This is a genomic window from Cryobacterium sp. MLB-32, assembly GCF_000738085.1.
Taxonomy (GTDB): Bacteria; Actinomycetota; Actinomycetes; order Actinomycetales; family Microbacteriaceae; genus Cryobacterium.
The window spans coordinates 1-23,983 of sequence record NZ_JPRS01000072.1; the positions used below are offsets into that span (position 1 = coordinate 1).

The window sequence follows — 23,983 nt, forward strand, 5'->3', positions numbered from 1 at the left end:
GTGGCCGCGGCATCCGCTGCCCGGGTTGCCGCGGGAGAGCCCGGCCTCGCGAGGTGTGCCCGCGTGAGGTCGGCTCGAAGGCGACCGGCGAGCCCCCGCAGGGACAACGGATAGCGGCTGGCATCGTCGGGATCGGCCGCCGGTTCGTCGGGCACGGGGAGCAGTCGAAGGAACACGGACGGTTCGTATTCTTCGTTGCTGATGCACGTGACGAGCAGCTCAGTGCGAGCCCGGCTGGCCGCCTGGGCGAACATTCGGAGTTCGTCGTGCAACACGTCCAGTCGGGCATCAGAGGCGGGCAGGCTGCCTCCGGAGGCCAGGGCAGCGAGGTCCCCGGCTCCCAGCAGGGAGCCACGGATGCGCAGGTCTGGCCAGACGTTCTGTTGCACGCCCGCAAGCACCACGACGTCGAAATCCCGGTTGATGGTGCCGCTCGGAGTCGATACCGTGACGGCGTCGCCGAGCGCCCGGGGCGCGAGGGTATCTTCGGGCACATCCGTATCGACCAGATGTTCGAGGAACAAGACGGGCGGTGCCCCCGGGGTGCGCTCGACATAGCGCTGGGCGGCCGAAAACAACGCGACGACGGCGTCGAGGTTGTGGTTGGCCTCGTCGGCGACGATGCCCGTTCCGGTGGACTGTTCCTTCCACTCCCGCGCCAGACCGCTGCGCTGCCACAGGCCCCAGAGCAACTCTTCGATGGTCGCGCCGGCGGCGTGTTCGACGGCGGCCTGACGCAGACTTTCGGCACAGCTCGCGGCACGGCGGGCGGTGCGGTTGTCAATGCCGGCCAGCAGACCCGTGGTGGTGAAAACGGCCGCCAGCAGCTCGTCGGAGCTGCGATAGCCACCCGAAGACGGAGGCTCCGGGTGGCTCAGCTCCTGTTGCCGGAGCGCCGCACGCAGCCGACGCAGGGTGATGGGGTCGAGGCCGCCCAGCGGGCCGCGCAGCAGCTCAGTGGCGGCCTCAGAGCCGAGGGGTTTGCGGCCGAGCGTCACCTCAAGCGCGAGGATGAACGCACGCACCGCGTAGTCGTCGCGGAGGGCGGTCTGGGCCGTGGAAACCTGGGTGGGTACTTCGAGGGCCGCGAGGCCACGGGAAAGCGCAGGTACGAGCGAACCACTCCGCACGATCACGGCCATCCGGCCCCAGGGAATTCCGCCCATGACGTGGCGTTCCCGCAGGCGCCGGGCAATCACGGCGAGTTGCTCGGCCGGGCTGTCGACAACAACGGTGTGCACGCGGTCATCGGGTGCCTCCATCGAATCGGCCACCGCAACGGATCCCGCATTTGGCTCCACAGCGGACACCGTGTCGGCCGTTCGGATCGGTGTTGCGCCACCCGCCGCGCTCGCTGCGGCGCGCTGGGTTCCGGCCGCCGCTGTGCCGATGCGGTGGGTGATCTCCCGCACGACAGCGCGAATGGCCGCTCCATGTCGGTAGACGGTGCTCAGAATCAGTGCGGGCCCGACCCTGACGCGGTCTGCTTCGGGCCGCGACCCCGGCACGGGGTTGAGATAGGCACCCAGTCGGCCGAGGGCGTCCGGATGCGCTCCGTGGAAAGATCCGGTGGTGATGTCGGGGTCGCCGAAGGCGATCACGGACACGCCCCGCGCCACGAATTGCGCCAGAAGTCCGAGGGTTGCCTGAGTGACCTCCTGGGCATCGTCGAGCACGATGAGCCGGATCCCCGCGAGCGTGCCTAAGACCTCGGCCCCGGCGAGGCCCGAGGGTGCCCGCGCCACGACCGCTGCCGCGTACCTGGCCAGCTCCGTGGAGTCGTATTGTCCGGCACGCGTCTGGTCTTTGACGTCTGCGTATTCTCGAATGAAGTCCGCCGCGGCCACCCACTCCGGGCGCTCCGTCGTGCGGCCGAGCCTGGCCAGTTCGTCGGGCGTGATGCCGTACTCGACGGCGCGCATCATGAGGTCCCGCAGCTCGGTGCGGAACCCCCGCAGTCGCCGCACGTCGGCTCCGAGAACGTCCGGCCAGGCCGGGGCGTCGGGTGCCGTGCGACCGGCGCCATCGGACTGATCGTCGAGGTGCCCCTGCAGCAGTTCCGCAATGATCTGGTCTTGTTCGCCTCCGGTGAGCAGGGTAGGCGCCGGGCCACCCGCGGCGGCCTCGGCCCCGCGCACAATCTGGAATGCCACCGAATTGGCGCTTCGGGCCAGCGGACCGTTGGTCGGGATCCCGAGCCGGAGGCCCAGCCGGTCACGCAGGGTGGTGGCGGCGGTGCGCGTGGGTACGAGCACCAGCACCTCGCTCGGCGTATATCCCCGGAGCAGTATGCGATCGGCCACCAGCTCGATCAGAGTGCTCGTCTTCCCGGTACCCGGGGCGCCGATCACCGCGCAGGATACGCCGTCGGGCAGATCCACCGCGGCGCGCTGGGATTCGTCGAGGGAGGCAGCACCCGCGCCGACTACCGGCTCGGTCGTGTCGGCATCAACCGCGCCGGCCAAAGAGGAGGAATTCACAATTCAACGGTATCGGGTTGCGCCGACAGTGAACGGTGTCAGGCACGCACGCCGTTCTGTCGTAACCTGACGGTTAAGCAACGAAAGGCTCATCTGGTGGATATCCGCATTGGCATCTTCAACTCTCCCCGTGAGATTGGTTTCGAGACCTCACAGCCGGCTCATGAGATCGAGGAAACGGTCGCGGCCGCTCTCGCAGCTCAGACCGGATTCCTGAAGCTCAGCGACGACAAGGGCAAGATCTACATCGTTCCCACCGTGGGCCTCGCCTACGTCGAACTCGGCTCCGAGCAGTCCCGCCACGTCGGTTTCGTGGCCTAACCCACATGGAACTGCTGTTCGTGGCTCTCGGCGGCACCGTGCTGGGACTCGCGGCGCGCTACGCCCTGCCGGGTCGCTCCACCATGGGGGTCATGCTGATTCCCGTTCTGGGTACCCTGGTCGCTTCGGCGGTCTGGGTAGGGCTCACCTGGCTGGGCTGGGCCTGGGACGCCGGCGCGATCTGGTGGGTGTCCCTCGGGGCCGCGGCCGCAGCATCCGTTGGAACGCAGCTCGTGCTGGCACGACGGCGCACGCAGAGCGACAGCACCATGCTGCATACCCTGATGAAGACCGGCGTTCCTGCCGGAGCCTAATCGGGCACACCAGGCACCCACGTGTGCGGAGTGGGATCGTGGAAACACGCACCCACTCCGCCTGCGGTCGCGAGACGGATCAGGCGGTGCGACGGATCAGGCGGTGAGGCCGAGACCGTCCATGCGCCGGGTGTGAGCAGCGATGAGGTCCGTGAATACCGGTTCGATACGCGCGTCAGCCGCAGCCGGCACCTCACAGCCGGGCATTGCAGACCGCGCCAGCAGCAGGGTGTCGCCGACGAGACGTCGTCCCCACATCGCGAGCCTCGATCCGAGGGCAGGGTCCGCGGCGATGGCTGCCTGGAGTTCATGTACGAGCACGTCCGTGCCGGAATCCTCGCCGAGGAGCTGCGCGACCCGGGGTCCGACGTCGCGCGGCAGACCGTCCGACAGCCGGATGAAGAAGTCTTCGAGCAGGCCACCGGTGAGATAGCAGCTCAGCAGAAGCTCATGCCAGTCCGACCCCGCGGTCTGCTGGCGAAACCGGTCAAGGGCGGAGACGAACGGCGCCATGACGAGGTCCGGTTCGCCGCCCTTGCGACGGATCTCGGTGATAAGTCCATGGTGTTTGGACAGCGCCCGCCCTGCGGCGGCGCTCAGGCCCTCTTTAGAAGCCAGGCTCGGGGCCAGGGCTACGGCCCGGGCGAGACTCTCGAATTCGCCGAGTTCGCAGTACGCCGTCTGACCCAGGTAGTGCATGTGGTCGGGGGTGAGGTCACCGATATCGACCTTGACGCTCGACTGTGCCACACCGCGGGCGGCAAGCCGGGGTGTCTCCACGCGCTGCGGGCGCCGACCGATCCACGTGACCACGAACCCCAGCTTACGACCGCGCGCCTCTGGCCGCGGTACACACCGCGCAGTAAGGTGGAATTACGTCGCCGACAAGGATCGGTGACCGGTGCCCGAGACAGAAGACGAGCGCACCCCCGTTCTAGTTAATGACAGGCATATATTCGTGACTTTCTCCGAACTCAATATTGACCAGGACATGGTCGATTCCCTTGCCGCCAAGGGCATTCTCGAACCGTTCCCCATCCAGATGCAGACCATTCCGTTGGCCCTCTCCGGGCAGGACATCATCGGTCAGGCCAAGACCGGTACGGGCAAGACCTTCGGTTTCGGTCTTCCCCTGATCCAGCGTCTCGGCTTGCACCCCGAGCCGGGCGTGCAGGCGCTCGTTGTCGTTCCCACCCGCGAGCTGTGCGTGCAGGTCTCCGAAGACCTCGAGCTTGCCGCCCGCAACCGCGACACCAAGATCGTGTCCATCTACGGCGGCAAGGCGTACGAGGGCCAGATCGAGCAGCTCAAGGCCGGCGCGCAGATTGTGGTCGGCACCCCGGGCCGCCTCCTCGACCTCGCGAACCAGCGTCTGCTGAGTTTCGCGAACGTGCGCGAGATGGTACTCGACGAGGCTGACAAGATGCTCGACCTCGGATTCCTGTCCGACATCGAAAAGCTTTTCGCGCAGACGCCTGCCGACCGCCACACGATGTTGTTCTCCGCAACGATGCCGGGCCCGATCGTGGCACTCGCTCGCCGCTTCATGAACCGCCCCATTCACATTCGGGCAAGCGATCCCGATGAGGGCCTCATGCAGGCCAACATCGAGCATCTGGTTTACCGTGCGCACAGCATGGACAAGGACGAGGTGATCGGCCGCATCCTCATGGCAGAGGGTCGCGGCAAGACCATCATCTTCACCCGCACCAAGCGCGCGGCGGCCAAGCTCGTCGAAGAGCTCGGTGACCGCGGTTTCAACGCCACGGCCGTACACGGCGACCTGAACCAGGAACAGCGCGAGCGCGCCATGGCCTCCTTCAAGTCGGGCAAGAAGGACATCCTGATCGCCACGGATGTCGCGGCCCGCGGCATCGACGTCGAAGACGTCACACACGTGATCAACCACACGATCCCCGAAGACGACAAGGCGTACCTGCACCGCGTCGGCCGCACGGGACGTGCCGGCAAAACGGGCATCGCCGTCACCTTCGTGGATTGGGACGACATGCACAAGTGGTCTCTCATCAACAAGGCCCTCGACTTCGGCCAGCCCGAACCACTGGAGACATACTCGTCCTCGCCGCACCTCTACACCGACCTGAAGATTCCGGAAGGGTCCAAGGGCCGCCTGCGCGCTACTCCCGTGAAGGACGTCGCAACCGGCACCGGAGCTCCACGTTCGGGCTCCGCACGGTCAGAGTCCGGCCGTTCCAGCTCGGGGCGTTCGGGTTCGCGTACCGGCTCGAGCCGCCCCGATTCAGGCCGCGGCGAGTCCGGCCGCACCAAGGCTCCGCACACCGAGGCAGCCCCCGCTGCCGACGGTGGCCGTCCGGCTCGCAGCCGGTCCCGCACTCGCGTCGGCACGACTACCAACCCGGACGCCCCGGCGGCAACGCCCGCCGCCGGAACCCATGACGGCGGAGGCGCCGAGCACCACGATGGAAACAACGCCCCGCTGCGTCGCAGCCGCACGCGCCGCCGGTCGCCGCAGTCGGGTGGAGCCGGCCAGGCCTAGTCTCCGGTCCTCGCGCACCGCTACCGCACCTGCGGTCGCGGTGCGCATTTTTTCGCGGTGCCGCCCCGACCCGAAGGTCAGCCGGAAATCCGTGATCAGCCGTAAATCGGCGCGTGGCCGCGACCCTGCTCGATCAGGCGCTCAAGCACCTCGTCCGTCGTCGTGTTTTCACCGAGCCGGTTGGGCTTGCCCGTGCCGTGGTAGTCGCTCGACCCCGTGACGAAGAGCCCATATTTCTCGGCCAGCCCCGCCAACCGCGCCGTCGCCTCCGGCTGGTTCTCCCGGTGCCGCAGTTCGAGCCCGAACAGCCCGGCGTCTTTCAGACGGGCGAGCCTGGCCTCGGGCACGACGTCCGCCACGCCGCGAGTGGCGGGGTGCGCGATCACGGGAACGCCCCCGGCCGCTCTCACAAGTTCGATGGCTCGCAGGGGGTCGGGAGCGTAGTGCGGCTGGTAATAGCCCGCCTTCCAATGCAGGATTCCGGCGAAAGCATCGCTGCGCGTGATCGCATGTCCCCTGGCCACGAGAGCGTCAGCGATGTGCGGTCGACCGACCGTGGCGTCGGGAGTGGTCTGGGCCAGCACGTCGTCCCAGGTGAGCGCGTAGTCAAAGCCGATGCGCTGCACCATCTGCTCAGCTCGGGTCAGGCGCGCGGACCGGATGCGGGCCGTTTCACCGACGATGCCGGCATCCGTCGGGTCGAAGAGGTACGCAAGCAGGTGGACGCTGGAGTAGTCGACCCGGGTGCTGAACTCCATACCCGGAATGAGGGTGAGTCCTTCGGCGCGAGCCACGGTCGTCGCCTCAGCCCAGCCCGCGGTCGAATCGTGGTCCGTCAACGCCACGGTGCCGAGCCCGGCGGCGGCGGCGGCGCGCATGAGCTGGGCGGGTGTTTCGGTGCCATCGGAGACGCTGGAGTGCGTGTGCAGATCGATGGGACCATGAAATCGACGGACAACAGGCATAGCCCCATGCTAGTTGGCACCCGGCTCGTCGCTCTCCTGCGGAGGCGGGCACTCTTTCAGGCTGCTGATCTACAGTTATCAACCTATGTTCTCGCGAATCGTACGTTCCGTCGTGGTGATCGGAGTTGCCGCGATCCTCGTCGTGCTCGCGTGGCCCCAGGCCATCGGACTGCAGAACACCTGGGTCTTCGCCCACGCGGTATCGCTGCGCGGACTGGCCGTGCTCGGAGCAGGCGCCCTCATTGTCGTGTTGCTGCTCCTGTCAGGAATCCGTCCGCTCCGCCGCCTCACCGCGTCGTTCATCGTTCTGGCGGTGATCTTCGGCGGTGCCAACGCCGCCGTCCTCGTCTCTCGCGGAGTGGGAACGGATGCCGCGGCGCAGGCCGCTCCCACCGTCGATTCGGTGACCGTGCTCAGCTGGAACACCCTCGGTGATGCCCCAGGACCCGCGACAATCGCCGCCCTCGCGCTCGAACAGAACGCCGACGTCGTGACGCTGCCGGAAACGACGAAAGCGACCGGCGTCGCTATTGCCGAGGCGATGCGCGCCGGTGGACGGCCCATGTGGGTGCATACTCTCGCCTTCGACCAGATTTCCAAGGCACGTTCCACGACCCTGTTGATCAGTCCGAGCCTCGGCGACTACACGGTGTCGAATTCGGCAGGATCGGGCCCGCCCGGAAACACCAATGTGCTCCCGACAGTCGTGGCCATGCCCACCGACGGTGTCGGGCCGACGATCGTAGCCGTGCACGCCGTCTCCCCGATCCAGTACGAGATGACAAACTGGCGCTCAGATCTGGACTGGCTGGCCGAGCAGTGCCGCAGCGAGAATGTGATCATGGCCGGTGACTTCAATGCCACCATCGACCACATGAGCGGCCGGTCCACCGCGCCCGGCGCGGTGCTCGGGACCTGCCGGGATGCAGCCCTCTCCGCGGGCTCGGCCGGGCTCGGCACCTGGCCGACCAGGCTCCCCGCCCTGCTGGGCAGTCCCATCGACCATGTTCTGACCAGTCCGAACTGGACGGTGACAGACATGCACGTGGTCAAATCCCTCGACTCGGCCGGAAGCGATCACCGCCCGATCGTCGCCACGCTGACGACCGCGCCGTAGCCGCCTGTCCCCGATCCCGAACGGCCACCGTCGTGGTCTGGCCGGACCTCAGACGACAATGCGACAATGGGTTATGGCCGATTCCACCGCAACCGCGATCACCCCGCCCACCCGCTCCAATGAGAACCGGTCTACAACACCGGGCTCCGAGGGCTTCAAAGACTTCATCTCCTCCGGCTGGGCCGAGCGCACCGACGTGCTGCCGCCCGCACGAGAGCAGGCACCGTTCGCCGCCGCGCGCCGCGAACGACTGTCGGCGCAGTACCCAGGTCAGCGCCTGGTCATCCCGGCCGGGCGCCTCAAGCAGCGCTCGAACGATACCGACTATGCCTTCCGCGCCCACTCCGCCTTCGCCCACCTCACCGGGTGGGGAAGCGATTCAGAGCCCGGAGCCGTATTGGTGCTCGAACCCTCCGCCTCCGGCCACGATGCCACCGTGTATTTCCGCGAACGTGCCGGCCGTGATTCCGACGAGTTCTACGCCAACCCGGACATCGGTGAATTCTGGATCGGCCCACGCCCCTCCATCGCGCAGGTCGCGAGCGACCTCGCCATCGCCGTGCGCGGAATCGCCGACCTCGCCCATGTGTTCGCCACGGTCGACAGCGAAACCATCGTGCTTCGCGAAGCGGACCCCGCCGTCACGCTTGAGATCGACGAGGGTCGCCTGCGATTCGCCGCCGACAAGGTGCTCGGCACGGACGCTGCCAACAGCCCGTTCAGCCTCGAGGTCAACGGAGAGCACGAGGTCGACGACGACCTGGCTCGCCGGGTCTCGGAACTGCGCCTCGTGAAGGATGCCTGGGAGATCGATCAGATGCGCCTGGCCGTGGCGGCCACCGCACGCGGTTTCGACGACGTCGTTCGCGACCTGGGGAATTCCAGCGACCACGCCCGGGGAGAACGCCTCGTGGAGGGCGTGTTCAACACGCGCGCCCGCAGCGACGGCAACACGGTCGGCTATGACACGATCGCGGCATCGGGACCGCACGCCTGCATCCTGCACTGGACACGCAACGACGGCCCCCTCACCCCCGGCGACGTCATCCTCCTCGATGCCGGTGTGGAGCTCGATAGCTACTACACGGCGGACATCACCCGCACCCTGCCGGTGAACGGTACCTACTCAGCGACGCAACGCCTGGTCTATGAAACTGTGCGCGAGGCAGCGGATGCGGCTCTCGCCGTGGCCGTGCCCGGCGCCATCTTCCGCGACGTGCACGCCGCCGCCATGACCGTCATCGCGCGCCGCACCGCGGAATGGGGAATGCTCCCGGTCACGGCGGAAGAGGCCCTGCTGCCCGAAAACGGACACCACCGCCGGTACATGGTGCACGGCACGAGCCACCACCTCGGCCTCGACGTGCACGACTGCGCGAAGGCGCGCCGGGATATGTACATGGACGGCGTTCTCGAGCCCGGCATGGTCTTCACCATCGAGCCCGGCCTGTACTTCCAGTCCGACGACCTCACGGTGCCGGCCGAATTCCGTGGAATCGGCGTTCGCATCGAAGACGACATCCTGGTGACGGAGACCGGAGCGGAGAACCTTTCCGCGGGCATCCCCCGCTCCGCCGACGAGGTCGAGGCCTGGATCGCCGGGCTCAAGGCCTAGCGCAGCCCTGCCGCCGGTCCGCGGCCGCGCGGGTCGGCGGCTAGCGGTGCCGGCAGCGAGCAGCGTCGGCAGCTAGCGTGCCGGAGGGTGTTCGCCAGGAGCGGGAGCCCGCTCCCCGTACTCCGGCGGTTCCACATTTCCGGCGGGCCGTTCGGTGCCGGCGGCCGGTGGTGCAGCGACGGGCTCCCCATCGGGGACAGCGACATCCGCTGCCCCCGAGCCGGAGCCGGCCAGCAGGTTGCGCGCCCGGTTGACCAGCGCGACGTCGACGATCACCTGGTAGTTGCCCGCGATGACCTGCATCGTGGACGTGAAGTCCCGGCGACGACGGTTCACCGTGTAGGTCGCCAGGCCGAAGAACATGCCGAAGCCCGCACCGATCAGCAGGGCGGCGGCCACGAACGGCAGGCTCGAACCCGTCGGGGAGAAGATGAAGAACAGCAGTCCGAAGAAGATGCCGAGCCACGCTCCGGACGCTGCACCGGCCAGCGCGACACGCCCGTAAGTGAGCTTGCCGGTCACCCGTTCCACGCTCTTTAGATCATTGCCGACGATCGAGAGTTGCTTCACCGGAAAATCGAACTTGGTGAGCGCCTCCACGGCAGCCTGCGCCTCGACGTACGTCTCATAGGTGGCCAGCACTTCTCCTCGGGGCAGCGACGGGGGCAAGACACGACCGCGGGCACCGAAGGGGCTCTGATTGCTCATGGCGCCATTCTTCCACGGTCGTCATAATTCTCAGGCCGGTGGCCTACATTTGTAGTGTGAGTGCCACGAGAGTTTTTGTTGCCCGTTTGGCCGGGTGCACCGTCTTCGACCCCGCGGGAGACCGCGTGGGCAAGGTGCGCGACGTTCTGGTGGTCTACCGAAAAAGCCATCCGCCCCGCGTTGTGGGACTCATTGTCGAGATTCCGGGTAAACGCAAGGTCTTCGTCTCGATCGGCCGGGTGTCGAGCATCGGCTCGGGGCAGATCATCACGACCGGCCTCATCAACGTGCGCCGCTTCGAGCAGCGCGGCGGTGAGGTGCGCGTGATCGCCGAGCTGCTCGGCCGCAAGGTCACCTTCAACGACGGCAGCGGAAACGCCACGATCGAAGACGTGGCGATCAAGGAGACGACCGAATCCGAGTGGGAGATCAGCCAGCTCTTCGTACGGCGGCCCAAGACAAGCCCCTCCCTCTTCGCGAAGGGCGTCACGACGTTCGCGACGTGGCCGGAGATCCACGAGACCACGACCGACGGTGAGGCGCAGTCCGCCGAGCAGCTCATCGCCACCTACTCCGAGCTCAAGCCCGCCGACCTCGCCAACACCCTGCTCGATCTGCCCCGCGAGCGCATGTTCGAGGTCGCGAGCGAGCTGCCGGACAATCGGCTCGCCGACGCCCTCGAGGAGATGCCCGAGAGCGACCAGGTGGGCATCCTCACGAGCCTCGGCGATGCCCGCGCGGCCGATGTGCTCGACCAGATGCAACCCGACGATGCGGCCGACCTGATCGCGCAACTTCCGGAAGAACGCGGCGAACAGCTACTGGATCTCATGGAGCCCGAAGAGGCGGAAGACGTTCGTTTTCTGCTGAGCTACGCGCCCGACACGGCCGGTGGTCTCATGACGACCGAGCCGGTCATCGTGTCGGCCGACGCCACCGTGGCCGAAGGACTGGCCCGCATCCGCCGTCACGACCTCGCCCCCGCCCTCGGCGCGGCCATCTGCGTGACCCTGCCGCCCTATGAGGCCCCCACGGGTCGCTTTCTGGGCATGGTTCATTTTCAGCGGATGCTGCGCTATCCGCCGCATGAGCGTCTCGGCACGCTGCTCGATCAGGGGCTCGACCCCGTCACGGCGAACACGTCTGCTGCCGAGGTGTCCCGCATCCTCGCGAGCTATGACCTCGTGTCGGTTCCCGTGGTGGACGACAATCACCGCCTCGTCGGTGTCGTCACCATCGATGACGTGCTCGACTACCTGCTCCCCGACGATTGGCGCAGTCAGGACAGCGACGACGATATCGGCCGCCGCGCCGCCGCGCGGTACGACCTGAAGACGGGGAGCATCCCGCTGCCCGGGGCACGGAGGGGTGATCATGGCACGAGCTAACCGTTCTGATCTGCGCCTCGACGCGCCCAAGGGACTGCGCCCGACCACCCTCGGCGGTCGTCGTGGTGCTCGCAGTAACGACCGATTCGGCCGATTCACCGAGGCCATCGCTCGCGCCATGGGCACGCCGTGGTTCCTCCTCGGACTCACCTTCTTCGCCCTGGGCTGGATCGCCTGGAACACGCTCGCGCCCGTGGAATGGCGTTTCGACTCCGTCGCCCTCGGCTTCATCGCCCTTACCCTGGTGTTGTCCCTTCAAGCGTCCTACGCGGCCCCGATGATCCTGCTCGCGCAAAACCGGCAGGACGACCGCGACCGCGTGCAGTTCGAACAGGATCGCCAGCGCGCGGAACGCACCCTCGCCGATACGGAATACCTGGCCCGCGAAGTCGTCGCCCTGCGCATCGCGATCAAGGACCTCGTCTCGAAGGACTTCATCAAAAGCGAGCTGCGCACACTGCTCGAAACCCTCGATCAACGCCAGAACGAGTCGGACGACGACACCGACGTCGCCAGCACCACCCGCGGACGTCGCTCCCTTGACTGAGCCGCGCGCTGACGGCACCAGAACCAGCACAGGAACAGAAGCACTCGTGCTCCAGGCCCTCACGGGGGTGACTGACCCGGAAATCCGCAAGCCCATCACGGAGCTGGACATGGTTTCGGGCGTGAGCGTGGACGCGGATGGACGTGTGCAGGTCGGCATCCGTCTGACGATTGCCGGCTGTCCGGCCGCACAACGCATTGAAAGCGACGTGCTCGCGGCGGCCGAGTCCGTGGTCGGCCAAGGCCGGGCCAGCGTCGACGTGGCCATCATGACGCGCGAGCAGCGCGACGCCCTGACCGAGAAATTGCGCGGGGGCAAGGCTGCCCGTGTGTCGCAGTTCGGCCCCGATTCGCTCACCCGCATCTACGCCGTCACGAGCGGCAAGGGCGGAGTGGGTAAGTCCACGATCACTGCGAACCTGGCCGTGGCCCTCGCCCGGCAGGGCTTGCGCGTGGGCATCGTCGACGCCGACGTGCACGGCTTTTCGATTCCCGGCCTGCTCGGCCTGGTGAAAAACGGCCTGGCCATCAAGCCCACCCAGGTGGGCGACATGATTCTGCCGCCGATCAACTACGACGTGAAGGTCATTTCGATCGGCATGTTCGTCGATGATGCCTCTGTCGCCGTGGCATGGCGCGGCCCCATGCTGCACCGCACCATCTCGCAGTTCCTCACCGACGTGTACTTCGGTGACCTGGACATCCTGCTGCTCGATCTGCCGCCGGGCACCGGCGACGTGGCGATCACCGTGGGACAGCTGCTGCCGCACGCCGACGTCATCGTCGTGACGACTCCCCAGCCGGCCGCCGCCGACGTGGCCGAACGCAGCGGCGTCGTGGCGCGACAAACCGGTCAAAAGGTCTTCGGAGTCATCGAAAACATGAGCGGTCTCACGCAGCCCGACGGCAGTGTGCTGGAACTCTTCGGTTCCGGCGGCGGCGCCGAGGTGGCCCGGCGGTTATCGGTCGGTCAGGACTCCCCCGTGCCGCTGCTCGCCCAGGTGCCGCTGAGCGTCGCGCTGCGCGGCGGCGGTGACGAGGGCACGCCCGTTGTGCTTGCCGACCCGACGGATGCCGCCGCCGTGGCCATCACGGCGGTCGCCACCCGTCTCGCCACGAGGGCCAGGGGCCTGTCCGGCCGCAGCCTCGGCATTACTCCCCTGTAGCTGCTGCTCGTAAGGGCGGCCACTTAGACTGGCGGCATGTCGCACTCTTCCCTCGATTCGCGGGTCGTCGCCGCCCTCGACAGCAGCATCTCCACGTCGTCTGCCGCTTCCGTCACCGTCCTGGCGCCGTTCACCGGCCAGGTGCTGCACGAGCTGCCGGTCAGTCTCCCGACGGACGTGACGGATGCCTACGCCCGCGCCCGTCGTGCCCAGATCTCCTGGGCCAGAGCCGTGTTCAGCCACCGTCGTCGCGTGCTGCTGAGGGCGCACGATCTGCTGCTCGAGCGCCGCGACCTCCTGCTCGATGCCGTGCAGACCGAGACCGGTAAGACACGCGGACAGGCCTTCGAGGAGGTCTTCCACGCCGCGAGCATCACCCGCTACAACGCTCTGACCGCCCGGCGTGTCCTGCGCGGGGAACGACGGCGGGCCGGGATCCCCCTTGCGGTGACCACACGACTGCGCTACCGGCCCAAGGGGGTCGCGGGGGTCATCACGCCGTGGAACTACCCGCTGGCTCTGGCCGCAATGGACGTCGTGCCGGCCCTCGCCGCGGGCTGCGGTGTGGTGCAGAAAGCCGACAATCAGGGCGCGCTCAGCATCCTGGCCCTGCGCGAGGCCTTTGTCGATGCGGGCGTTCCGGCCGCCCTGTGGGCGGTGGTCACGGGCGATGGCGCGGAGATCGGCGGCGCGGTCACCCGGCACGCCGACTACGTGTGTTTTACCGGGTCTACGCCGACCGGCATCCGGGTCGCCCATCAGGCCGCCGAGAACCTCACGGGCACGTCGCTGGAGCTCGGCGGCAAGAACCCGCTCCTCGTGCTCGACGATGTCGACGTGCGGCGGGCGGCGGCAGACGCCGTCTACGCATGTTTTTCCTCCCTCGGCCAGCTGTGCGTGTCGATCGAGCGTATCTACGTCGAGCGCGCGGTGGCCGGCCCGTTCGTGCGCGAATTCGTGGCTGCCACTCGGCGGCTCACTCTGGCTCCGCCTTCGATTACACGCCGGATGTCGGTTCCCTCACCACCCAGGCACAGCTCGACCGGGTAACGGCTCACGTCGCCGATGCGGTCGGTAAGGGCGCTACCGTTCTCACCGGCGGCCGGGCCCGCCCCGACCTTGGGCCGTACTTCTACGAGCCCACCGTGCTCACCGGGGTTACGTCCGGCATGGACTGCTGCGCCGCCGAGACCTTCGGCCCCGTCGTGTCCGTCACGATCGTGGAGTCGGAGCGTGAGGCCATCGCTGCGGCCAACGACTCGCCATTCGGTCTGAACGCATCCGTATTCTCCGGCTCCGCCCGCCGGGGACTCCGGGTCGCCGAACAGCTGGAGGCCGGCAGCGTGAATGTGAACGAGGGGTACCGCGGGTCGTTCTCCTCCGTGGATGCGCCCATGGGCGGCGTGAAGCTCTCGGGACTCGGCCGCCGCCACGGACCGGAGGGGTTGCTGCGCTTTGTGAACCCGGTCACCATCTCACGAGCGACCGGTCTGCTTCAGCTACCGCGAACGGGCCGGGAATTCGACGCCCTCGCCGGGCCGATTCTGCTGTTGGCTCGAGTGCTAAAGGGCCTCCGACTGCGCTGAGCGCTCATTCGCTTTCAGCAGAGTCGCCGCGTGGTCGGGAACCGGATTCATCTGGTCCCGAGGCGGACGCTCGTAATCGGACACCTTGGGGCGCGGCGGAATGTGCACCTTCGGCGGGTCCGACCGCTCGAACGGCACCAGGGACAGCAGGTGGCTGATCACGTTCAGTCGCGAGGCCCGTTTGTCCTCACTCTCGACAACCCACCAGCGTGCTTCGGGAATATCGGTGTGCACAAACATGTCGTCCTTGGCCCGGGAGTAATCGGCCCACTTGGTGATGGAGAGCACATCGGTCTCGGACAGCTTCCAGCGGCGCATCGGATCGTTCAAGCGCGAACGAAACCGCTTTTCCTGCTCGCGGTCCGAGACGGAGAACCAATACTTGACGACGAGGATCCCATCCTCAACGAGCATGCGTTCGAAGATCGGTGCCTGGTGCAGAAAACGGTGATATTCGTCATTCGTGCAATACCCCATCACCCGCTCCACTCCGGCCCGGTTGTACCAGGACCGGTCCATGAGGACGATTTCTCCGGCGGCCGGCAGGTGTTCGATGTAGCGCTGGAAATACCACTGCGTGCGCTCCCGATCGGTGGGCATCGGCAGGGCCACGATCCGGGCGATGCGGGGATTGAGGTACTCGGTCACGCGCTTGATGGCGGATCCCTTGCCGGCGGCGTCCCGGCCCTCGAAGATCACAACGATGCGTGCCCCGGACACCTTGACCCACTGCTGCATGGTCACCAGCTCGGCCTGCAGGCGGCTCAGCTCGTGCTCGTAGGCGGCCTTCGGAACCCGGACCACCTTCGGTGCCTTGGCCGTCATTGACTCTGCCCTTCAGTCGATGCCACGTTTGGTGAGATCCTTCGGTTCATAGGACGGCAGCCAGGCCAGCAGGTCGGGCAGCCACCACTGAACGGTACCGCTCAGAAACAGTGCCGTCGAGACCGCCACGGCCGACAGGGTCACGGAATCTGCCCAGCCGGCGCGGTCAAGCAGCCCCGCACAGACCAACCCGGCCGTCCCTGCGGCGAGGAGACCCTGCGCGAGCCAGGATGCGAGAGCCACGAGGCTCGTCGGAATGGGCAGAAGCTGGGCGGGATGCCACCCGGCCTGCCAGCCCCAGTTCGTCAGCAGCGACACCAGCCCGGCGGTGACGGCGAGGAGCTGCGCCGTGGCGGAACCGGGCACGGCCCCCGCTATCGCGGCGCCGAGCGACGATGACGACAGAGGCACACCGAAGAGCAGCAGAATGCCCACGGCTCCGATCACGGTGTCCCGACCGGGGTACCCGGAGTTGGCGGGGACCGTGCGGATTCGGTGCCCGGCCACAACAAACGCTCCGGCACCGGCGAGCAGCAGGACGAGCACCGCTACCGTACCCATGCCGTTGCCCGTCGCGTACCCGGACAGCGCGGTCGCGACAAAGACGGCTCCCGCCACGGTGTCGAGCACCCACCAGGTGTGGGCGAGTCGGTGGTGGTGCCTCACGTCGGCCAGTCGGGTGCTCTGCTTCCCGTCGAGGTGGGCCACGATCTGTTCGATCTGCCGCCACTGCCGAGACGCATGCACGAAACGGAATACTGCAAAATAGAGGCACGAGGCGAGGAGGATGAGGGGCGCGCCCCAGGACCACCCCACGACCGCAGGTGCGCCAGCGGCCGACGAGAGCACGAGGCCGCCCGCCAGGACCGCGATCGTCAGCAGGGCCCGCGGGGGATCGAGCACGAGGGGCACCAGAACCGTCACCGGGCGCAGGAACACGAGAACAACGTGCATCCACCACGGACTCCCCCACCGGGCGAGGGACCGAAACGCCACCCGGAGGGACTGCGAGCCCACGGCCACGCGGTAGCCGGGCTCGAGGTTGCGCAGGGAATCCGCGCCCCGGCGGAGGGATGCTCGAATCTGGTCGGGTTTCACCTGAGCGCCGAGCGTCCGCTCACCATTGGCCGCGCGCGTACCCGTATCCGCTGCATGTCGTCCCAGCGGCGCCCAGTCTTTCAGCCCCGCGGCGTGCAACAGGATCTCGTCCTGAACGAGCAGGACGGGATCGTCGTCGGGGGGCTCGACCGCGGTGAGCGGTGAATCCATCGGCAGCGCGCTGAGAAAGCGTGCGACGCCCGCCCCGGCATCCAGGCGCCCCCACCACCAGTCGTTGAGCCGCCACTCGGCGCTCAAGAAGCCCGACAGGTTGAGGTAGCGCGACCCGTTGAGTTTTGATGTCGCCCTCAGCTCGCTCTGACTCAGCAAGGCATCGATTACCGGGGGCTGGAGCTGACTCTGCGGCAGCACGAGCGCGGAGCGTAGTCCGGCACGAAGCTGACCCCGCAGGAGGCTCGCGTAGTCGCCGTAATGAGCGGGCGATTCGTTCGCCGATATCTCCCAGAAGTCCAGGGTCAGCAGGGATTCCCGGATTCCCCGGGCGGCCGTGAACGCGGAGGTGTCCAGGGCATCGAGGCCGGATCGTGCCGAGATTCCGCGCCACGGCGACTGTGCCCACTCGGTGCTCTGCGAGATGAGCGGGTTGACCTCCGGCACGTGCTGAAGCAGCGTGACGATCCCGTCGAGCGCGGCCCAGCCGGGCAGCACCCGTTCCGGACGCAGCCATTGGGTGACGATGACCCGTGCCACCTCGTCTGCGGTCGTCCCATCGGGCACCTCGTTGGCGACCTCGACCACCCCGGCCAGGATCTCGTCCTTCGCTCGCTCCGCCGCGTCGAGCACCCCGTAAACGGCGAGCCGTACGTCGCCGACCGTGGCATACTCCTGACAGTCAAGCTCGATGTCGGTGTTCCCGGTCTGCTCGAACGCTGAGCGTTCCAAGGTCTGGATCCACGCCAGAACATTCAGCGCGGCCGCGCACAGCGCCTCGGCACCGGAGCACACGACGCTCTGACGCAGATCGGCCTCGGTCGCGTCATCCGCGATGCCGGCGTAATCGTCCCGGATCTCGCTCTCGAGACTCGTCAGCTGGCGCGGTTCGAGTGCCGTGACCACCGAGCGCACCGGGAGATCGGTACCCAGCTGCCAGACGGCCGGGTCGAGCAGCACACGGGTCAGCACATCGAGGTCTGTGGAGGACCGAAAGCGCACGTAGGCTCGCAGCGCATCCGCCGAGGAAACAGCAGCCAGGTCGCCGACCAGCACCTGCAAACCCTGGTCTCGTCCCTGGGCGAGAAACAGTTCCCGTCGAAAATCGTCGACTGCTTGCACCTCCTCATCGCCGGATTCGCGTCCAAAGCTGACCGCGAGCGCTCCAACCGCCACGTTGAGCACGAGCGACAGTCGATCCCGGCGCGGTGACACCGGCCGGTTCGTTGCCAGATCCGGCCGCGGGTAGTCCCCGCTGAATGGCTCGGGCACGTGGGGGCGAATCGACACCGGGCCTTCGGGATTGAGGTAGATCAGCGCGCGCCGGGAATGCACGTCGGAGGGCATCCGGCGAATCGCACGAAAGGCGCGGTCGATGGGAATGTTGTCCGTCAGGCCGCCGTCGATCACGCGATAGGGCACATCGTCGGCCGTGCGGTGAGCATGAAACGCGAAGGTCATGTCGATGCGGTCGTCGACGGGCGGCCCCGAGCCGGACGCGACGGAGGAGATCAACGCGGGTTCGAACCCGCCGGGAACGGAGGATGTCGATCGGGCCGCGTAGGCGAGGCGGGCGAGGCTCTCGACGTGCCCCGACGACTGCACCGCCGGGATTCCACGGCGGTACTCGCGCGCCAGCGCGGTCTGCTCTCCGACCGGGTCCTCGTCAGGATCGATGGGGTGGGCCGCGCCGACGAAATGGAAGTGCCCCCGGCCTTCCCTCGTGCCACGGTCGGGGCCGTCCTCCCGGTCGAGAATGGTGGCCGACAGATCGACCACCACGTGCGCAGCACGGTGAAGTTCGTTTCCCGCCGCGAAGTCGGGGTCGTAGTAGGCGGCGATGGCATCGTTGACGGCCGGGGCGAAGTACTCATCACCTCGCAGCGGGGCGTTGATGGGACGCAACCCGGGTTTCTGCAGAAACCGCCATATGGCCCCGTCTCTGGCCCAGGTGTGCAGCATCTCATCGGGGGCCGCGCCCGTGCGCTGGGCGGCCGCGTACATGACCGAGTTCAGTCCTCCGGCGCTCGCCCCGGCCAGTACGTCAAATTCCACCCGGTCGAAGCCGCGGTCGGCCAGCATCCGCGCGTACAGCCCCGCACGAGCCACCACGTGCTCGTTGAGCGAATGGTCGAGCGTCGGTGACTCGGGGTCGGCTACGAGCATGTAAGCGCCCACCCCGTCGCCCTCACTGACCAGACGCAGCCGGCGCAAAATATCGAGTTCGGCGACGGTTCCGCCAATCCACACGGCGAGGCTCACACCGCCCCTCATTGCGAGAGCAAGGCGGAGTGTGCGATCGAAGGGGCGTGGCCGGGTATCGTCGAACAGCTCGGGTACGCGCGGAGGCTGCGGATCGCTCGGCGTCAGCCGCAGCCGCACTGCGAATCCTGCCGGTTGGGTCATCTGCAGCCCGATTCTCTGGAGTGCTCACGTGACTCGCAGCCTAGCGCCCGCGCCGGGTGCGTCGCCAGCGTGCACAAGCCACTTCGCGCGACTCCCTAGGCTGCTCCAGCCGGGTGACGGGATCGGCTCGCGAGGTCTTGAGACTGGTCTCGACAAGCTCGACCCGAGCGTCCCTCGCTCCTCGACCAGCGGGAGGGCGGAGGGGAGCGGTCGGCTCGAGGGGGAGCCGCCAGCGCGTTCGCCAGCCGGCGACTCCCCCGCGTTGGTCTAGCCCCGGAAGGGAATCACGCCGGTGATCTCCACGTGAATGGTCGCACCCGTCGGCGCCAGGTACGAGGCGCTGTCGCCACGGTACTTGCCGATGATGGCCTCGCCCAGCGGCGATGTCGGGGAATAGACGTCGAGGCCGAGCTCACCATCCACGTTCATCAGCTCGCGCGACCCGAGAAGGAAGGTCTCCGGCTCGCCCCCGCTCGCAAAGTGAACAGTGATCTGCATGCCCGGCTCCACGAGTCCGTCATCGGGCTTTTCTCCCAGCTCGGCGTGCTGCAGCATCCGCTCAAGCTCCCGGATCCGGGCATCACTCCGCTGGCCCTTTTCGGAATCGGGGCTCACGACCAACGAGAGTTCTGCCAACTCGGCGCGCAGACGTTCGAGCACCTTCGGCGTGACCCACAGCGTTTCTTCGGCAGCAACAGCCATGACAAATACCTCCACAAACCCAAAAAATCCTCCAGACATAGGCGTCTGGCGGATTGACCAATGTCTCATCTCAAGCGCGCGGGGTCAAATCCTCCCGGACGCGGTCACCGAACCACGCAGGTTTCGCGGCAGGTACTGATCGAGGCGCACGTTCTCGGACTCGACTCGTCTGTGAGGCGTTGCCCACTTAATCGCCTGGGGACATGCGCTGCACTGCCTCACACGACCTCTGGTGGGGCTAAGTGGCCTCGGCGTCGAAGGGGGCGGCGAGCGGCGCGGCAGCGGTGATGGGGGTGAGGGCCGCTCCGCCGGTGGCTGCACCGAGCAGGGAGGCCGCCGCCGGGCTCGCCCGGCCGATCGTGGCCGACTGGGGTTTGACGGGTTCTTCCTCGGTGAGGGCTTCCCGAATGATGCGCCGCGGGTCATACTGTCGCGGATCAAGCTTCTTCCAGTCCAGTTCGTCGAACTCAGGGCCCATTTCATCGCGAAGGCGGTCCTTGGCACCATTGGCCATGTCCCGCAGCTGCCTCACCAGACGTCCCAACTGGGCCGCGTAGTGTGGCAACTTTTCGGGTCCAAGCAGGAAGACGGCGATGATCCCTATGATGAGGACCTTCTCAAACGTCAATCCGAACATAGTCCCAGAATATCGCCCGGCGAGGCATCCATCGACCACCCCTGCCTCGGCCATAGTCTTGATCTATTCATCAACTGGAGTGAACTGTGTCTGACATTGTATTGAACTGGAAATTCTCCGACGACTCTGTCGTGGAGTCCGAAGCCGTGGCCAAGGCCCGACAGCAGTCCCTCGAGCTCGGGATCGACGCGATCGCGCCCTCCGTGGGCGCCCAGACCGCCGTCATCGCGGCTGCGACCGGTGCCCGCAGCATCCTGGAGGTCGGTACGGGCGCGGGCGTGTCCGGCCTGTGGCTGTTGCGCGGCGCGCCCGGCGCCATGCTGACCTCGATAGACACCGAGGTCGACCACCTGCAGCACGCCAAGGCGAACTTCCTTGAAGCCCAGATCCCCGCAAACCGGGTTCGGCTCATCACGGGCAAGGCCGCCGACGTGTTGCCGCGCATGAACGAGAATTCCTACGACATAGTCTTCATCGACGCCGACCCGCAGTCGGTCATCGAGTACGTCGAGCACGGTCTGCGTCTGGCCCGTCCCGGCGGCACGGTGCTTGTCGCACACGCCCTGTGGCGAGGTCGGGTGGCCGACCCGGCCAAGCGCGACGACGTCGCCACCGGCTTCCGAACTCTGCTCGCCGAGATCGCCTCGTCGAACGCCGTGATCAGCGCGCTCTCCCCCGTGGGCGACGGCCTGCTCCAGATCACGAAGCTTCGCGCCTGACGCATCCGCTCGTCTGTGTGATGACGAGGGCAGATCCTCGAGCGCATAAAAAATGGCTGCACGCCCCTGACATAGCGGGGAAGCGTGCAGCCATTCATGTAAGTGAGGCTACTTGACTGCGTTCACAACTCCGGCGAGCGCGTCGTGAAGTTCTTTGGCCTCGGCGTCGTTCACGGAGACGACGAGTCGCCCTCCACCTTCGAGCGGTACACGCACGATGATCAGGCGCCCCTCTTTTACAGCCTCCATTGGCCCGTCTCCGGTCCGTGGCTTCATGGCCGCCATGAACTCCCCTTCCATTCGTCTTTGTATACCTATTATCGACCATTGAGCCGCGAGACGTTAATTGCGGGTCTTCCGGAGACGACTTACGGCGGTGTCCAGTCCTGACCGTCGACGCCCCAGCAGATCAGGAGCCAGCCCCACTGGCCGGCAATGCAGAGCAGCACAATCCCGATGCGGTAGAGCGGATGCCGTGGCACGGCCACCGCTCCGAGCAGCGGAAACAACGGCATCAGCAGCCGGAATGTACTTGACTGCGGAAAGAAGACCGCCAACAGGTAGAGCGCGTAACTGGCAGCCCAGAACCGCAGGTCAACACCGAGGCGACGCACGATCGGCGTGAACATGAACAGAACAAACGCACCGATCAGGGCCACCACCACGACGATGCCGCGGGTCTCACCCAGCCACCAGACACCGCTCTGGAACCAGGCCGCGAACGGAACCAGCTCCTGATAGCCGATGTACGGGGCGCGCCACGCCAGTTCGGTGTCGGTATAGGCCGTCATACTGCCCGTGGCGATCCAGGCCGCGATCGGCCAGGCGAGCCCCATCACGCCGCTGAACACAGCGACGGAAGCCGAGAGCACTCGCTCCCGCACCGGGAACGGGTCCTTCGCACGGGTGACAAACCGGTAGATCACGTGCAGGGCCATGGCCAGCGCGAAGGCAAGTCCGCTCGGCCGGGTGAGTGCCATCACGGCGATCACGGGGAAGAGCAGCACGTAGCGTCGCGCCAGCAGCAGGTATAACGCGAGGGTGAGAAAGAAGAGGTACATCGATTCGGCGTAGCCGAATTGCAGCAGGGGCGACAGGGGCGCCACGCAGAACAGCACGACCGAGAAGAGTGCCGTTGACGAGTCGAGCACCCGATTCATCAGCTTGTAGAACAGCAGAGCTGTCGCGAGGCTGAACGCGACGGAGACGAACACCGCCACGGGGGCCCACTCCTGAGCGCTCAGAACCATCAGGGAACGCGCCACAATCGGGTAGCCCGGCATGAAAGCCCAAGCGTTCTCGCTGATCTGCCCGGCGTCCGTGAGCGGCAACACCGAGGGATAGCCGTACAGGGCCACGATGTTGTACCAGCGGCCGTCCCACATGTTGGCGAAGTCCACGTAGTTCGGGCTTGCTCCGGTCCACGCGTTCGGGCCCTGCACCCGCGCCAGAACGAGAATCATCGTCGTGGTGACCACCCGGGAGAGCAGCCAGATCACCAGGACGCGGCCCCACCACGGCGTGAGCCGGCAGCGCGCCAGCCAGCGCGACGGCATCCGTTCGCTCGACAGCGCCGCCGGGCGGCTCATTACCGGGTGGATGCCGCGAGCCACGACCGCAGGCCGTCCTCGCAGTCGGTGATCTGCTCGACGGCGACGCGCTCGTCATCGGCGTGGGCCTTGAGCGGGTCGCCCGGGCCGTAGTTCACGGCGGGCACGCCGAGGGCGGAGAAACGGGCGACATCTGTCCAGCCGTACTTGGGCATCGGTTCGCCGCCGACGGCCGCGAGAAACTGCTGGGCCAGCGGCGCGTTGAGGCCGGGACGGGCACCCTCCGCCTTGTCGACCACGACCACGTCGAAGCCCGCGAACAGCTCGCGAACGTGCGCCTCAGCCTCGTCGGCGTTGCGGCTGGGAGCGAAGCGGTAATTCACGTGCACGATGCATTCGTCGGGGATAACGTTTCCCGCCACCCCGCCGCTGATTCCGACGGCATTCAGGCCCTCGCGATAGACGAGTCCCTCTACCTCCACCTCTCGCGGCTGGTAGGCGGCAAGGAGGCCGAGGATCGGGGCAGCCTTGTGGATTGCGTTCTCGCCGACCCACGCGCGCGCGGAGTGCGCGCGCAGCCCGACGGTGCGCACGTCCACGCGCAGGTTGCCGTTGCAGCCCCCCTCGACGCGGCTGTTGGTCGGCTCGCCGAGGATGGCGAAATCCCCCGCAAAGAGGTCGGGCCGATTGCCGGCGAGTCGTCCCAGGCCGTTGAGGTCGCCCGAGACCTCCTCGTGGTCGTACCACATCCAGGTGATGTCGACTCCGGGCTCGGTCAGTTCGACCGCAAGCTTCAGCTGTACCGCCACACCGGCCTTCATATCGACGGTGCCGCGGCCCCACAGGTACTCGACTCCATCGATGGTTTCGAAGCGGGTCGGCAGATTCTCGTTCAGGGGCACGGTGTCGATGTGACCGGCGATGACGACCCGCTGGGCACGGCCGAGGTTCGTGCGGGCCACGACGGTGTCCCCGTCGCGGATGATCTCCAGGTGCGCGTAGCCGACGAGGGCCTGTTCGATGGCGTCGGCCAGAGCAGTCTCGTTGCCCGACACCGACTCAATGTCACAGATCTGACGGGTGAGGTCGATCGACGATCCGGCGAGGTTCAGGGACACGAGTTTCGAAGCTGTAGAAGGCACTCTACTAAT

20 protein-coding genes and 1 pseudogene are annotated in these 23,983 nt (G+C 67.0%); 10 read left to right on the forward strand and 11 right to left on the reverse strand.

Annotated features, from left to right (window positions below; translation table 11 throughout):
• Positions 1–2,480 (reverse strand): ATP-dependent helicase (locus JF66_RS09295; RefSeq protein WP_156109719.1); only part of this gene is annotated, 2,480 nt, incomplete at its 3' end.
• Between the two features lie 96 nt (positions 2,481–2,576).
• Here JF66_RS09295 and JF66_RS09300 point away from each other — a divergent pair.
• Positions 2,577–2,801, forward strand: a complete 225-nt coding sequence (locus JF66_RS09300; protein WP_035877306.1) for a DUF3107 domain-containing protein — start codon at positions 2,577–2,579, stop codon at positions 2,799–2,801.
• Positions 2,802–2,806: 5 nt separating this feature from the next.
• Positions 2,807–3,115 carry a hypothetical protein gene (locus tag JF66_RS09305; protein WP_035877307.1) on the forward strand — a complete coding sequence of 103 codons (309 nt, stop codon included), beginning with the start codon at positions 2,807–2,809 and terminating at the stop codon, positions 3,113–3,115.
• Positions 3,116–3,211: 96 nt separating this feature from the next.
• Here the strand turns inward: JF66_RS09305 and JF66_RS09310 are convergent, their stop codons facing one another.
• On the reverse strand, positions 3,212–3,928 hold the full coding sequence (locus tag JF66_RS09310; RefSeq protein WP_035877308.1) for a ferritin-like fold-containing protein: 717 nt from the start codon (positions 3,926–3,928) through the stop codon (positions 3,212–3,214).
• A gap of 145 nt (positions 3,929–4,073) precedes the next feature.
• Between JF66_RS09310 and JF66_RS09315 the strand changes: the two genes are divergently transcribed.
• Positions 4,074–5,633 (forward strand): DEAD/DEAH box helicase, encoded by a 1,560-nt coding sequence (locus JF66_RS09315; protein WP_035877309.1) that lies wholly within the window; start codon positions 4,074–4,076, stop codon positions 5,631–5,633.
• 95 nt (positions 5,634–5,728) lie between these two features.
• Here JF66_RS09315 and JF66_RS09320 read toward each other — a convergent pair whose 3' ends face one another.
• A complete protein-coding gene (locus JF66_RS09320) occupies positions 5,729–6,598 on the reverse strand; it encodes a PHP domain-containing protein (RefSeq protein WP_035877310.1) in 870 nt (289 codons plus the stop codon).
• A gap of 85 nt (positions 6,599–6,683) precedes the next feature.
• Here JF66_RS09320 and JF66_RS09325 point away from each other — a divergent pair, with 85 nt between their 5' ends.
• Positions 6,684–7,715 (forward strand): endonuclease/exonuclease/phosphatase family protein, encoded by a 1,032-nt coding sequence (locus JF66_RS09325; RefSeq protein WP_035877311.1) that lies wholly within the window; start codon positions 6,684–6,686, stop codon positions 7,713–7,715.
• 73 nt (positions 7,716–7,788) lie between these two features.
• Positions 7,789–9,330, forward strand: a complete 1,542-nt coding sequence (locus JF66_RS09330; RefSeq protein ID WP_035877313.1) for an aminopeptidase P family protein — start codon at positions 7,789–7,791, stop codon at positions 9,328–9,330.
• A 72-nt stretch (positions 9,331–9,402) separates the two neighbouring features.
• Here JF66_RS09330 and JF66_RS09335 read toward each other — a convergent pair whose 3' ends face one another.
• The gene (locus JF66_RS09335) at positions 9,403–10,038 is read right to left on the reverse strand and encodes a general stress protein (protein WP_051973349.1); all 636 of its coding nucleotides are present in this window, start codon (positions 10,036–10,038) and stop codon (positions 9,403–9,405) included.
• A gap of 56 nt (positions 10,039–10,094) precedes the next feature.
• Between JF66_RS09335 and JF66_RS09340 the strand changes: the two genes are divergently transcribed.
• The 4 genes and pseudogenes from JF66_RS09340 (at position 10,095) to JF66_RS09355 (ending at position 14,724) form a co-directional block, all read left to right on the forward strand.
• The gene (locus JF66_RS09340) at positions 10,095–11,426 is read left to right on the forward strand and encodes a magnesium transporter MgtE N-terminal domain-containing protein (RefSeq protein ID WP_035877314.1); all 1,332 of its coding nucleotides are present in this window, start codon (positions 10,095–10,097) and stop codon (positions 11,424–11,426) included.
• On the forward strand, positions 11,413–11,973 hold the full coding sequence (locus JF66_RS09345) for a DUF1003 domain-containing protein (RefSeq protein ID WP_035877340.1): 561 nt from the start codon (positions 11,413–11,415) through the stop codon (positions 11,971–11,973). The genes JF66_RS09340 and JF66_RS09345 overlap by 14 nt, the downstream gene beginning before the upstream one ends.
• Positions 11,966–13,138: an Mrp/NBP35 family ATP-binding protein gene (locus JF66_RS09350; protein ID WP_369797985.1), complete on the forward strand. Its 1,173-nt coding sequence runs from the start codon at positions 11,966–11,968 to the stop codon at positions 13,136–13,138. The genes JF66_RS09345 and JF66_RS09350 overlap by 8 nt, the downstream gene beginning before the upstream one ends.
• 36 nt (positions 13,139–13,174) lie before the next feature.
• Positions 13,175–14,724, forward strand: a pseudogene (locus tag JF66_RS09355) (succinic semialdehyde dehydrogenase).
• Here JF66_RS09355 and ppk2 read toward each other — a convergent pair.
• The 4 genes from ppk2 to JF66_RS09375 all read right to left on the reverse strand — a co-directional run bounded on the left by ppk2 (position 14,701) and on the right by JF66_RS09375 (position 20,563).
• On the reverse strand, positions 14,701–15,549 hold the full coding sequence (gene ppk2, locus JF66_RS09360) for a polyphosphate kinase 2 (protein ID WP_035877316.1): 849 nt from the start codon (positions 15,547–15,549) through the stop codon (positions 14,701–14,703). The pseudogene JF66_RS09355 and the gene ppk2 overlap by 24 nt on opposite strands.
• A 12-nt stretch (positions 15,550–15,561) precedes the next feature.
• Positions 15,562–19,224, reverse strand: coding sequence for a DUF3376 domain-containing protein (locus JF66_RS09365; protein WP_035877318.1), 3,663 nt, complete (start codon positions 19,222–19,224; stop codon positions 15,562–15,564).
• 267 nt (positions 19,225–19,491) lie between these two features.
• On the reverse strand, positions 19,492–19,926 hold the full coding sequence (locus JF66_RS09370) for a GreA/GreB family elongation factor (protein WP_035877319.1): 435 nt from the start codon (positions 19,924–19,926) through the stop codon (positions 19,492–19,494).
• A 238-nt stretch (positions 19,927–20,164) separates the two neighbouring features.
• Complete coding sequence (locus JF66_RS09375) at positions 20,165–20,563, reverse strand: twin-arginine translocase TatA/TatE family subunit (protein ID WP_035877321.1); 399 nt, start codon at positions 20,561–20,563, stop codon at positions 20,165–20,167.
• Positions 20,564–20,649: 86 nt separating this feature from the next.
• On the opposite strand from JF66_RS09375, the gene JF66_RS09380 reads away from it, so the two are divergent.
• Positions 20,650–21,282 (forward strand): O-methyltransferase, encoded by a 633-nt coding sequence (locus tag JF66_RS09380; protein WP_035877322.1) that lies wholly within the window; start codon positions 20,650–20,652, stop codon positions 21,280–21,282.
• Positions 21,283–21,390: 108 nt separating this feature from the next.
• On the opposite strand, the gene JF66_RS09385 is transcribed toward JF66_RS09380, so the two are convergent.
• The 3 genes from JF66_RS09385 to dapE all read right to left on the reverse strand — a co-directional run bounded on the left by JF66_RS09385 (position 21,391) and on the right by dapE (position 23,974).
• Positions 21,391–21,567: a DUF3117 domain-containing protein gene (locus JF66_RS09385; protein ID WP_081882276.1), complete on the reverse strand. Its 177-nt coding sequence runs from the start codon at positions 21,565–21,567 to the stop codon at positions 21,391–21,393.
• 83 nt (positions 21,568–21,650) lie between these two features.
• Entirely contained in the window at positions 21,651–22,895 is a 1,245-nt protein-coding gene (locus JF66_RS09390; protein WP_231556362.1) for a hypothetical protein, read from the reverse strand.
• The gene (gene dapE / locus JF66_RS09395) at positions 22,871–23,974 is read right to left on the reverse strand and encodes a succinyl-diaminopimelate desuccinylase (protein ID WP_035877323.1); all 1,104 of its coding nucleotides are present in this window, start codon (positions 23,972–23,974) and stop codon (positions 22,871–22,873) included. Before dapE ends, JF66_RS09390 begins: the two co-directional genes overlap by 25 nt.
• Positions 23,975–23,983 lie beyond the last annotated feature (9 nt).